At 72.1% G+C, this 12181-nt stretch carries 8 protein-coding genes and 3 pseudogenes; 7 read left to right on the top strand and 4 right to left on the bottom strand.

The annotated features are described in order from the left end of the window. The first annotated feature begins 132 nt into the window (after positions 1–132). The 5 genes and pseudogenes from ABZZ79_RS01105 to ABZZ79_RS01085 all read left to right on the top strand — a co-directional run. A complete protein-coding gene (locus tag ABZZ79_RS01105; RefSeq protein WP_356685108.1) occupies positions 133–1479 on the top strand; it encodes a VWA domain-containing protein in 1347 nt (448 codons plus the stop codon). A gap of 48 nt (positions 1480–1527) precedes the next feature. Then, positions 1528–2706: an FHA domain-containing protein gene (locus ABZZ79_RS01100; protein ID WP_356685106.1), complete on the top strand. Its 1179-nt coding sequence runs from the start codon at positions 1528–1530 to the stop codon at positions 2704–2706. Positions 2707–2790: 84 nt separating this feature from the next. Next, on the top strand, positions 2791–3204 hold the full coding sequence (locus ABZZ79_RS01095) for a globin (protein ID WP_356685104.1): 414 nt from the start codon (positions 2791–2793) through the stop codon (positions 3202–3204). 393 nt (positions 3205–3597) lie between these two features. Continuing rightward, a pseudogene (locus tag ABZZ79_RS01090) lies at positions 3598–5129 on the top strand (ABC transporter permease); the annotation flags it as partial. Positions 5130–5516: 387 nt separating this feature from the next. Then, positions 5517–5885 (top strand): annotated as a pseudogene (locus ABZZ79_RS01085) (ABC transporter ATP-binding protein); the annotation flags it as partial. A 241-nt stretch (positions 5886–6126) separates the two neighbouring features. On the opposite strand, the gene ABZZ79_RS01080 reads toward ABZZ79_RS01085, so the two are convergent. Genes ABZZ79_RS01080 through ettA form a run of 3 tightly spaced genes read right to left on the bottom strand, consistent with a single transcriptional unit; the run spans position 6127 to position 8934 of the window. Next, positions 6127–6804, bottom strand: a complete 678-nt coding sequence (locus ABZZ79_RS01080; RefSeq protein WP_356685101.1) for a hypothetical protein — start codon at positions 6802–6804, stop codon at positions 6127–6129. After that, positions 6801–7265, bottom strand: a complete 465-nt coding sequence (locus tag ABZZ79_RS01075) for a thioesterase family protein (protein WP_356685099.1) — start codon at positions 7263–7265, stop codon at positions 6801–6803. Before ABZZ79_RS01075 ends, ABZZ79_RS01080 begins: the two co-directional genes overlap by 4 nt. Positions 7266–7269: 4 nt before the next feature. Continuing rightward, complete coding sequence (ettA, locus tag ABZZ79_RS01070; protein ID WP_356685097.1) at positions 7270–8934, bottom strand: energy-dependent translational throttle protein EttA; 1665 nt, start codon at positions 8932–8934, stop codon at positions 7270–7272. A 242-nt stretch (positions 8935–9176) separates the two neighbouring features. Between ettA and ABZZ79_RS01065 the strand changes: the two are divergent. Both ABZZ79_RS01065 and ABZZ79_RS01060 read left to right on the top strand, forming a co-directional pair. Continuing rightward, positions 9177–9677 (top strand): annotated as a pseudogene (locus ABZZ79_RS01065) (HAD domain-containing protein); the annotation flags it as partial. Positions 9678–9851: 174 nt separating this feature from the next. Further along, positions 9852–10193, top strand: a complete 342-nt coding sequence (locus tag ABZZ79_RS01060; RefSeq protein WP_356685095.1) for a hypothetical protein — start codon at positions 9852–9854, stop codon at positions 10191–10193. A gap of 354 nt (positions 10194–10547) precedes the next feature. Here the strand turns inward: ABZZ79_RS01060 and ABZZ79_RS01055 are convergent, their stop codons facing one another. Then, positions 10548–11969 carry a Cys-Gln thioester bond-forming surface protein gene (locus tag ABZZ79_RS01055; protein ID WP_356685092.1) on the bottom strand — a complete coding sequence of 474 codons (1422 nt, stop codon included), beginning with the start codon at positions 11967–11969 and terminating at the stop codon, positions 10548–10550. Positions 11970–12181: the final 212 nt, after the last annotated feature.

The following is a 12181-nucleotide window of genomic DNA, read 5'->3' as shown; positions in this document are numbered from 1 at the left end:
CCGGACACACAACAGCACATACGGCCGCACACGGCCGGACACATGGGGGAAGCGAGGCGGGCCGGAGGGGACCGGTCCGCCCACAGTCATCGCCCCGCCGCCGCGGGGTCGTCGAGGGGGATGTGACAGGGCATGGCCATTTTCTCGAAACCGAACGTGCCGCAGTTCTCGGTGGACGTGTACCAGAACGAGTACCTGCCCGAGGGCGGCCGTGAGGTCAACGCGATCGTCACCGTCACCGCCACGGGCGGCGGCACCATCGGCAGCGCGGTCGCCGCACCGCACGTCTACACACCGGGCCAGGGCCCGTCCGCCGCGGTGGCGATCATGGTCGACTGTTCGGGCTCGATGGACTACCCGCCGACCAAGATGCGCAACGCCCGGGACGCCACGGCCGCCGCGGTCGACACCCTGCGCGACGGCGTGCACTTCGCGGTGATCGGCGGCACGCACGTCGCCAAGGAGGTCTACCCGGGTGGCGGCCGCCTCGCGGTCGCCGACGCCACCACCCGCACGCAGGCCAAGGAGGCGCTGCGCCGGCTCAGCGCGGGTGGCGGCACCGCCATCGGCACCTGGCTCCGGCTCGCCGACCGGTTGCTGTCCTCGGCGGACGTCGCGATCCGCCACGGCATCCTGCTCACCGACGGCCGCAACGAACACGAGTCACCTGAGGATCTGCGCGCCGCGCTGGACGACTGCGCCGGGCGTTTCACCTGTGACGCGCGGGGCGTGGGCACCGACTGGGAAGTGAAAGAAGTCACAGGGATCGCCTCGGCGCTGCTCGGCACCGCCGACATCGTCGCCGACCCGGCCGGACTCGCCGCCGACTTCACCCGGATGATGGAGACGGCGATGGGCAAGGAGGTCGCCGACGTGGCCCTGCGCCTGTGGACACCGGTCGGCACGACGATCCGGTTCGTCAAGCAGGTGGCGCCCACCGTCGAGGAGTTGACCGGGCGCCGCACCGAGGCGGGGCCGCGCGCGGGCGACTACCCCACCGGTTCCTGGGGCGACGAGTCCCGTGACTACCACGTCTGTGTCGAGGTCCCGGCCGCGAGCCTCGGCCAGGAGATGCTGGCCGCACGGGTCTCGCTGGTGATCCCGGAGCCCGACGGCAGTGTCCGCAACCTGGGCGCGCAGGGCCTGGTACGGGCCGTGTGGACCGACGACATGGCCGCCTCCACGTCGATCAACCCTCAGGTCGCCCACTACACCGGCCAGGCCGAACTGGCACAGGTCATCCAACAGGGTCTGGACGCCCGCAAAGCGGGCGATATGGACGGAGCAACGGCCAAACTGGGCCGTGCCGTTCAGCTCGCGAGCGCCTCCGGAAATGCCGATACTGCGAAACTGCTTGCGAAGGTGGTGGACGTGGTCGACGCGGCGGCGGGTACTGTGCGACTGAAGGCGAAGGTCGCGGAGGCCGACGAGATGACTCTCGAAACCCGGTCCACCAAGACTGTTCGTGTGAAGAAGTGACGCAGTACGACCCTTGCAGGACACCGAAGGAAAGGGGGACGCGCCGACATGCCGACCTGCCCTAACGGACACCAGTCGGGTTCCGACGACTGGTGCGAGGTCTGCGGTCACCGCATGGCCGGTGCCGTGCCTCCGCCTCCCCCGCCACCCCCGGCGCCCGGCGGCTACGGCTTCCCGCCACCGCCTCCCGCGCCCGGCGGCGCGGGCGCCCCGCACCTGTCCGTCGTACCGGACCGGCAGCCGGAGCTGTGCCCGCAGTGCCGTACGCCTCGTGAGGGCGGCGCGCCGTTCTGCGAGGAGTGCCGGTGGAACTTCCTGACCAACACGGCGACCTCGTACACCCCGGCGGCCCCGCGTCCGCAGGCCGGCGGCCAGGGCGCGCCGTACCAGCGGCCGCCCGCCGGGCCGTCGTTCGGCGGCACGGACTCCTACGACTACCGCGGCTCGCGGCCGTCGCAGATAAACCGCCCCGCCGAACCGATCCCGCCGAGCCCGCCCTACGGCGCCGACCCGTCCCGCCCGGTCCCGCCCCCGCCGGGCCCGACCCCGGGCGTTCCGGGCGGCGGTCCTGGCGGCCCCGGCGTCCCGGGTGCCCCGCAGGCGTTCCAGCAGCCGGCCCCGCCACCCCCGCCCACCCCCGGGTTCCCGCAGAGCCCGGCGACGGGCGGTGACGACGACTGGCTGCTCTCGCCGCCGGGAGCCGGCGGTCATGGCGGCCCGGGCGGTCATGGCGGCCCCGGTGGTCCTGACATGCCCGGTGGCTACGGCTACCCGCAGCCCGGCGGCCCCGCGCAGACCGCTCCGCCCCCGCCGACGCGCCCCGCGACCTGGACGGCGACGATCGGCCCGGACCGCGAGTACTTCATGGCGATGATGCACCGCTCCGGCCCCGAGGCGGCGGGCCTGAACCTGCCCGCGTACTCACCGGAGCAGCAGCGCACGCTGACCGGAAACCAGGTCACCATCGGCCGGCGCCGCCACTCCACCGGCGACACCCCCGACATCGACCTGTCGGTCCCGCCGGAGGACCCGGGCGTCTCGCACCAGCACGCGGTCCTGGTCCAGCAGCCCGACGGCAACTGGGCGATCGTCGACCAGAACTCCACCAACGGCACGACGGTCAACGGCTCGGAGGAGCCGATCCAGCCGTTCGTCCCGATCCCGCTCCAGGACGGCGACCGGGTCCACGTCGGGGCGTGGACGACGATCACCGTCCGCCGGGGCTGACCGGACATCTGCCGGAGGGGCCCGCACGCGGGTCCCTCCGGGCCGGTCCTAAGCCTTGAGTCCTCCGTCCCCCTGTCTGAGAGCATGGGGGGCGTGAGAGAGATTCGGCGCGGCACGCTTCAGGAGCAGACCTTCTACGAGCAGGTCGGCGGGGAGGAAACCTTCCGCCGTCTGGTGCACCGGTTCTACGAGGGAGTCGCCGAGGACCCGCTCCTGCGGCCGATGTACCCCGAGGAGGACCTGGGCCCGGCCGAGGAGCGCCTGGTGCTGTTCCTCATGCAGTACTGGGGCGGGCCGACCACGTACAGCGAGAACCGCGGCCACCCCCGGCTGCGGATGCGCCACGCCCCCTTCACCGTGGACCGCGCGGCGCACGACGCGTGGCTGAAGCACATGCGCGTCGCCGTGGACGAGCTCGGCCTCTCCGAGGAGCACGAGCACACGCTCTGGAACTACCTGGAGTACGCGGCCGCCTCGATGGTCAACACCGCGGGCTGATCTTCCGCCGGGGTGGGCGGCCGGGCTCCGCCCGGGGCTCCGGGCCCACCCTCGTGGCCACTCTCGTGGCCGGGCGGGCCGGGCGGGCCTCGTGGCCGGGCGGGCCTCGTGGCCGGGGCCGGGCGGGCCGGGCGGGCCTCGTGGCCCGGGGCCGGGCGGGCCTCGTGGCCGGGGCCGGGCGGGCCTCGTGGCCCGGGGCCGGCCGGCCCCAAGCCATGACCGACCACCGGCTCGGCTCGGCTCGGCTCGGCTCGGCTCGTTCACTGAAGCCCGGATTCCGGTCGGCCGACGCCGATTTCCGGTCACAATCCGGTCAAGGCTGATCCACAGCCGCTTACCCCCCGCGCCCCGCCTCTGCCAGCATCGCCCGCAGGTCTGGACGACGGACCACAGGTGCTCGCCCTGTACGCGCTGCTGCTCGTGGCCCGGCTGCTGAGCACCGAGCGCGCGGGCGAGACCCGGGTGCTGCGGACCCGCGGCGCCTCCCGCGCCCGGATCGCCGGCCACGCCTCGCTGGAGGCGCTGCTCATCGCCCTGCCCGCGGTGGTCGCCGCGCCGCTGCTCGCCCCGCGGCTGACCGGACTGCTCGCCGGGCAGGGGCCGCTGGCCCGGATCGGGCTGCACCTGGACATCCCGGCGAGCGACCAGCTCGGCGTCTGGCTGGTGGCCGGCGGCACGGCCCTCGGCTGCGCCCTGGCGGTGACGCTGCCCGCGCTGACCGCGCAGGGCTTCCGGGCGGGCCGGGCCGCCGCACTGCCCGCCCCGCTGCGCGCGGGCGCGGACGTCGGACTGCTGGTGGTGGCCGCCGTCGCCTACTGGCAGCTCGACCACCAGGACTCCGGCGCGGTCCAGCACCCTGGGGGTCGACCCGCTGCTGGTGGCCGCGCCCGCCCTCGCCCTGCTCGCCGGGACCGTGCTGACCCTGCGCCTGTGCCGCCGATGGCCCGGCTCGCCGAGCACCGGGCGGCCGGCGGCCGGGGCCTCGCGGCAGCCCTCGCGGGCTGGCAGCTCAGCCGCCGCCCGATGCGCGGCGCGGGCCCCGTGCTGCTGCTCGTGCTCGCCATCGCCCTCGGCATGCTCGCCATCGGCCAGGGCGCCTCCTGGGAACGGTCGCAGGACGACCAGGCCGACTTCCGCGCCGGGGCCCCGGTCCGGGTGCTGGCCGCCGGGGACGCCGGACTCGGCCGCGCGGAGGAGTACGCGGCCCTCCCGCACGTCTCCGCGCTCGCCCCGGCCGTCCGCGCCACCCAGCCCCTGTCCGGCGACCGCACCGCGACCGTGCTGGCCCTGGACACCGCACCCGCGGCCGAGGCGATGCTGCTGCGCCCGGACCTGGCGTCCCGGCCCGCGCGCCCGCTGCTGTCCGGGCTCGCCCCGAAGGGTGCGCGCCAGGGCGCGAAGGTGCCCCTGGGCACGACCCGGCTGCACCTGACGGCCGTCCTGGCCGCGAGCCCGCGCTCCCGTGCGGCGGCCGACGTGACGGTCTCCTTGGAGGACCTCTACGGCACGCCCTACGAGCTCCCGGCCGGCCGCCTCCCCGCCGACGGCCGGCCCCGCACCTTCACGCTGGACCTCCCCGCGAGCGCCGAAGTGCTGCTCACCGCCGTGCAGATGACCCTGCCCCAGCCCTACGGCGTCGACGAACGCCACCGCCTCACCGTGCGCGAGCTGACCGCCGATTCCGAGGACGGCACCGTACGGCGCATCGAACCGCCGGCCGACTGGCGCGCCGACGTCGACACCGACAACCAGGACCTCCTGCCCGACTCTCTCGCCGAGCCGACCGAGCCGACCCTGACCACCCGGCCGACCCTGAGCGTCTCCTACGGCACCGGGCATCTGCCGACGGAGGGCTATGTCTTCCCGGCGACGCTGACCGTCCGGCTGGAGGTACGGCAGCCGCGCGCGCCGACGTGACCTCCGTACGGCCCTCCCGGCGCCGTACGGTCGCAGAGCTCACCCTGCTGGTGCTGGCGGCGGGCGCGGTGGAGACCCTGCGCCGGCGCGGCACGGCGGGCGAGAGCGGCACCGGGGACCAGCTGATGTCGGCCGCGCCGGTGCTGGTCGCCGTGATCGCCGCCCTGGTCCTGATCCGCCTCTACCCACTGCCGCTGCGCGGGCTCGCCCGTCCCGCCACGCGACTGCGGGGCGCGATCGGCCATCTGTCGCTCGCCCGCGCGGGCCGCACCTCGGTCTCCGCGGTACTGCCGCTGCTGGCGCTGTCGACCGCGCTGACCACGGCCGCGTTCGGCGGCTCGGTGCTGGCGGGGGTGGCCGAGGCCAGGGACGACGCCGCCCTGCTCGCCGTCGGCGCCGACGAGCCCACCGGCGAACTGGACACCCACACCGCCGAGCAGGTCTTCAGCGCCTTCCGCACCGCGAACGAGCAGCTCGGCACGACCGTCGTCATCGTCACCCACGACCAGGCCGTCGCCGACGAGGTCCGCCGCACGGTCGCCATCCGCGACGGCCGTACCTCCACCGAGGTCCTGCGCCGCAGCCGCATCGACGAGGAAACCGGCCACGAGACGGTCGTCGCCCGCGAATACGCCATGCTCGACCGAGCCGGCCGCCTACAGCTCCCCGCCGAGTACACGAAGACCCTGGGCATGCGAGACCGCGTGGCCCTGGAACTGGAAGAAGACCACGTGACCATCTGGCCGGACACCGAAACCCCTTAAAGAAAGACGCCCCAAAAGGGGCGCGGGGAAACTGCGCGACAAACCACGACGCCGCAGCACAGCGACACAGACAGAACACGCCACCACCCTCAGGGGCGCGAGGAACTGCGCAGAAACACCACAACGCGGCACCCACCGAATGCCGGAGCACGCCACCACCCAAGGGGCGCGGGGAACTGCGCGACAAACCACAACGCCACCGCACCCGCCCACAGACTGGACGCGGCCCCTTCACACCCCGCTACGCCCCACCCCGCCGCACACTCACACCCAACACCCCAACCCCACCCCGCCGCACGGCAACAGACCCATAAGCCGTACGCAACCGCAACCACGGCCCCGACGAGAACAGCACAGGATCCCCACCCCGCAAGAACCCGAGCGCCTGCGCCGCATGCACCACCCGCACAGGCAACCCCGTCTCAGCGACGCCCCGCGCCCAGACGTCCCGCCCGATCCGATCGAGCTCGGCCCGAGTACGCCCCTCGGCTCCCAACTCCTCGCTCCGAGCCCGAAACTCGGCAACCCCCGCGGCGACCATGGCCCGCAACTCATCGACCGCCGGCAACCCACCCACCGGCACCCACCCACCCCGAGGCGGCAGCACCCCGGCCCACGAAGGCCCGGTCACCGCCCCCGGCACAGCCACGGTGGCAGCCGACTCGTCTACCCCGTCCAGGAGTTCACCGACGGAGACGGTCACGTCGAGCGTGACGTCGAGCCCGTTCTCGTACGGCTTGCCCAACCGCACCGCGCGGATCGCCAGCACCTCGAAGGACGGCGGCCGCCCGAACACGGCCAGCGCCGTGCCCGCCGCCTGGAGGCGCACCGCGGCGGCACGGTCGTAGTGCAACAGCCGGGAGAGGAAGGCCGCGAGATCCGCCGCCTCCCCCTCGTCGGCGAGATGGAGCACCGTCATGCGGCGACGGCCTCCTCCTTGTCGCCGGAGCCGGAGCCGGAGCCGGAGCCGGCGGGAACGGTGGCCTCGGCGTCGTCGTCCGTGTACTCCTGGAGGAACTCCCGCTCCTCCGCGGTGATCCGGCGCGGCCGCTGAGCCTCGAAGTCGAACGGCACGATGACCGTCGAGGCCCGTACATAGACCTGGTCGTCGTCCTTCACCTCGTAGGTGAGGGTGAAGGACGCCGCCCGTATCTGCGTGACCCACAGCTCGATGTCCACGGGGCTGTGCCGGTGGACGAGCTGCCGCTTGTAGTCGATCTCGTGGCGCGCCACCACGGACCCCTGCTGGAAATCCTTCTCCGGACGGAACAGGAAGTCGATCCGGGCTTCCTCCAGATAGCGAAGGAACACCACGTTGTTGACGTGGCCGTACGCGTCCATGTCCGCCCAGCGCAGCGGGCAGCGGTAGAGGTGGCGCAAGAGATCAGCCCCGGGTCAGCTTCTTGTAGGTGGCTCGGTGCGGACGCGCCGCGTCCGCGCCGAGCCGCTCGATCTTGTTCTTCTCGTACGACTCGAAGTTGCCCTCGAACCAGAACCACTTGGACTCGCCCTCGTACGCCAGGATGTGCGTGGCGACTCGGTCGAGGAACCAGCGGTCGTGGGAGACGACCACGGCGCAGCCGGGGAAGTCCAGCAGCGCGTTCTCCAGCGAGGACAGGGTCTCGACGTCGAGGTCGTTGGTCGGCTCGTCGAGGAGCAGCAGGTTGCCGCCCTGCTTGAGGGTCAGCGCCAGGTTCAGACGGTTGCGCTCACCGCCGGAGAGCACACCGGCCGGCTTCTGCTGGTCCGGGCCCTTGAAGCCGAACGCGGAGACGTAGGCCCGCGAGGGCATCTCGACCTGGCCGACGTTGATGTAGTCGAGCTCGTCGCTGACGACGGCCCACAGCGTCTTCTTGGGGTCGATGTTCTCGCGGCTCTGGTCGACGTAGGAGATCTTGACGGTCTCGCCGACCTTGATCGTGCCGGAGTCGGGCTGCTCCAGACCCTGGATCATCTTGAACAGCGTGGTCTTGCCCGCGCCGTTCGGACCGATGACACCGACGATGCCGTTGCGCGGCAGCGTGAAGCTGAGGTCGTCGACGAGGACCTTGTCGCCGAAGGACTTGCTGAGGTTGTTGACCTCGACGACCACGTTGCCCAGACGCGGGCCCGGGGGGATCTGGATCTCCTCGAAGTCCAGCTTCCGCATCTTGTCGGCCTCGGCGGCCATCTCCTCGTAGCGCGCCAGACGGGCCTTGGACTTGGCCTGTCGTCCCTTGGCGTTGGAGCGCACCCACTCCAGCTCTTCCTTGAGGCGCTTCTGCCGCTTGGCGTCCTTCTGGCCCTCGACCTTGAGACGGGAGGCCTTGGTCTCCAGGTACTTGGAGTAGTTGCCCTCGTAGCCGTGCAGACGGCCGCGGTCGACCTCGCAGATCCAGCCCGCGACGTTGTCGAGGAAGTACCGGTCGTGGGTGACGGCCACGATGGTGCCCTCGTACTTGGCGAGGTGCTGCTCCAGCCAGTTCACGGACTCGGCGTCGAGGTGGTTGGTGGGCTCGTCGAGGAGCAGCAGGTCGGGCGCCTCGAGCAGGAGCTTGCAGAGCGCGACGCGGCGCTTCTCACCACCGGAGAGGTTGGTGACCTGCCAGTCGCCGGGCGGGCAGCCCAGGGCGTCCATGGCCTGCTCCAGCTGGGCGTCGAGGTCCCAGGCGTTGGCGTGGTCGAGCTCCTCCTGGAGCTTGCCCATCTCCTCCAGCAGCGCGTCCGAGTAGTCGGTCGCCATCAGCTCGGCGATCTCGTTGAACCGGTCGAGCTTGCCCTTGACCTCGGCGACACCCTCCTGGACGTTCTCCAGGACGGTCTTCTCCTCGGTCAGCGGGGGCTCCTGAAGCAGGATGCCCACCGTGTAACCGGGCGACAGGAACGCGTCACCGTTCGACGGCTGCTCCAGCCCCGCCATGATCTTCAGAACGGTCGACTTACCGGCACCGTTCGGGCCGACGACGCCGATCTTCGCACCCGGAAGGAAGTTCAGGGTGACGTCGTCGAGGATCACCTTGTCGCCGTGCGCTTTGCGCGCCTTGCGCATGGTGTAAATGAACTCAGCCAAGAGAAACCGTCCGGCAGCTTGAAATCTGGCAGTGGGCAGATACACCCCATCTTGCCGGACGGCCACCCCTGGGGGGAAATACGTATGGTCGGGGCGCTGTGACCTGGGGTCTTACTGCTGGGGGCTACGGCCCGTCCGTCACTGCCGGTCGCTGTCGACTGCCCTAGGGCGCCCTCGCACGGCCCGGAGACGGCCCAGCCCGGCGGCGCCCCTCCCCCGGAGCGCGGGGCTACCGTGCCGCTATGGCCAGCCCTGGGGGCCTCCCCCTTCTCTTCCTCGACGTCGACGGCCCCCTCATCCCGTTCGGGTCGGCGTCCGGTCACCCGCGGGCGACCGTCGCCCACGCCCCGACGTCCGCCGATCACGAACACCCCCTGCTGGGCCGACTCGACCCGGGAACCGGGGCGCGCCTCCTGGCCCTCGGCTGCGATCTCGTCTGGGCCACGACCTGGATGGAGGAGGCGAACGAAGTCGTCTCCCCGTACATCGGGCTGCCGAAGCTGCCCGTGTTGGAGTGGCCGGACACCCGAACCGAGGAAGGCCCGCGCGGCCTGCACTGGAAGACCCGCCCTCTTGTCGAGTGGGCCGACGGCCGGCCGTTCATCTGGGTCGACGACGAGATCAGTGCCATGGACCGCCGGTGGGTCGCCGCCGATCACCCCGGCCCGGCGCTACTCCATCGCGTAGACCCGGCCAAGGGCCTCGAAGACACCGACTTCGCCGCGCTCGCCGATTGGCTCCGCGATGTCGCACCGAAAGAGGCAGGGCGTCCCCTCCAGGGCAAGCCGACAGGCACGGGATCGTCGACGCTCTCGCCGCTGCCGCACTCAAGTGCTGGGCGGACAAGGCATACCAAGGGGCCGATGGCTCCGTGATCAGTTATGGCCGTGCAGCGGGCCAGAGTTGCATCATGGAGCATGGGGATTGATCTGGAGCTGCACTCAGCACGGCCGGCCCGCAACAACTGGCGCAAGTCCCGCGCAACACTCCTGCGGAGCTCTTACGGGCACGGCGACGCGCTGGCCGACGCACTCGGCTCGCTCCAGCTCCTTGGGGTCTCCGGAAGGCTCACTGCCGTCGATCCGTACGGGGATACGTTGATGAACGAGCAGGAGGCCGCCGCCGCCCTCCGAGAGATCCACGATCTGAGGCAACGGTGCGGTGATGAGCGTCAGCTTGCCGCGCTGGACGACCTGGCCACGATGCTGCAACAGTGCGCGGCCACCCGAGGCAGCTACCTGTGGTTCGCGGGCGACTGAAGCTCGTGCCACGCCCGCCGTCTGAGGAGCTTCACCTCTTCCTGCCCCCGGCCTCCACGCCAACTCCGCCTTCCATCAAATGAGTTGGAACCAGCCGTCTGCCCCGGACGAACTCTCCGCAGGCCGGCGCAGTCAACGTCCCCCACGCCCGCGTCCGCGCACGCGGCCCAGCGTGCGGCCGGGCGGGGCCGCAGCTGGCGGGGACAGTGCGGTGTCCTCGCCGGCAAGGCGGCACGCGCCCGAGGCGGGCTCAGGGCCTTGACGGTGGACAGAACAGCAAGGCGCTGAGCCTCTGACCCAGGGCACACCCGGTCGGGGAGCTCCGGCTTCCGGGGAGGTTCCCGGGGCTTCGGATCAGTCCCCGGTGCCCTGCTGTCTGCCGCGCAGGAGGATCAGGACCGCTCCGCCGATGAGGACAAGGGCGATCGCTGTGCCGCCGATGAGGGGGGTGATGTCCGTGCTGCCGGTGCTGGCGAGGTTGACGTCGGCGGGGGTGCCGCCGACGGTGGCAGGGCTGGGCTCGGTCATCAGCTGGGTGCGTTCGTCGGCGGTGGTGTCACCCTGGGTGCGGCAGTCGAGGACGCCGCTGAAGCGCTTCGCGAAGCCGTCCGGGCCGGTGATCGTGAAGTCGTAGGCCTGGTCCTCCTGGAGCGGGACGGTCACCGTGCGTGTGGTCCCGGCCGGGATGGTGTGCTCCACGCCCATCAGCTCGAAGGTGAACGGCCGGTCGCCGGTGTTGGCGGCGGTGAGGTCGACCCCGCCCTCGGCGCAGTTCTCGCGGGCCGACAGGGCCGGTATCGCACCGCGGTCCGCCCAGGTCGCGCTCGCCGTGGCCGAGACGGTCGACTCGCTGGAACCCGCCAGGATCTGCGTCTGGCTGCGGCTCTCGGCGGCGAAGACCCGCCCGACCGGCACGGTGGTGGAGGCCTGCACGGTCAGTTCGGCCGAGCCGGGCGCCGTGTCCTCGGGCACCTCGAAGAACAGCCGGCTGCCGTCGCGCGCGGTGGTGACGGGCTTGCCGTCCTTGCCGACGACCCGCACCCCGCTCGCCACACTGTCCGCCGGCGGCGTCAGCGTCACGCTCCGCGCGTTGGTGTGCACGGTCACCGGGCCGAGCAGCCCGCCGGGCCGCCCGGACACCGCGGGCGGGTCCAGGGTCAGCGAGGCGTTCGGTTCCGCCAGGGAACGGGCGCTCTTCTCCAGATGGTCGGCCAGCCGCTCGGCCTGCGGGTCGAGGGCCACGACGTCGGCGCCGTCGGACCAGCGCCAGATCGCCACCTGGGTGCCGGCCGCCGCGTCCTGCTCGGTCAGGCCCGCGCCGATGCCCGCCCGCCGGGCCAGCTCCGCGAGGTCGTTCACCTGCGGATAGGAGTTCTGCAGAATCCAGCGGATCTTGCCCGCGTTCTTGTTGGCACCCAGCGAGGTCCCGCTCCAGGACGTCTCGCGGTACTTCGCCTCCCGCTGCGTCGGGTGGTACAGATCCACGCAGTACGTGCGCAGCGTGCCGCCGCCCTCGACGGACATCTCGAACAGGCCCGCCGGGACCTCCTGGTCCCCGCCCTCGCCGTGGATGACCGCCGTGCCGTAGGTCTCCATGCCGCCCATGGTGGCGACGGCCCCGCCCTGTCCCCGCTCCGGCGCCTCGTCGGCGGCGGCCGGCTGCGCGGCGGCCAGCACACCGGCGGCGACGAGCCCGGACACCAGCGCCGCGGCGGCCAGGCGCACCGCGCCCCGCCCGCGCGCGGACACGGCGACCGGCACGGTGAGCGAAGACATCACACAATTCTCCTTCTCACAGGACCAGTTGGACCGGAGGTCGCACCGGCCCCGGGTCTCACCAGCAGCATCAGCAGCCCCGAGAACTACTCTCGGCATCCTAGGTAGACCGCGCACCGCTCTTCCCCGTCATACCGTCGGACCGCCGATCCGACTCGCAATCGTTATCGCCGGAACCGGCCCGCGAGCAGGGCTTATCGACAAATCCACCG

Source organism: Streptomyces sp. NPDC006458 (assembly GCF_040612135.1).
In the GTDB taxonomy this organism is placed as follows: Bacteria; Actinomycetota; Actinomycetes; order Streptomycetales; family Streptomycetaceae; genus Streptomyces.
The sequence above is the reverse complement of the archived record's forward strand: the minus strand, read 5'-3'. Positions and strand labels throughout refer to the sequence as shown.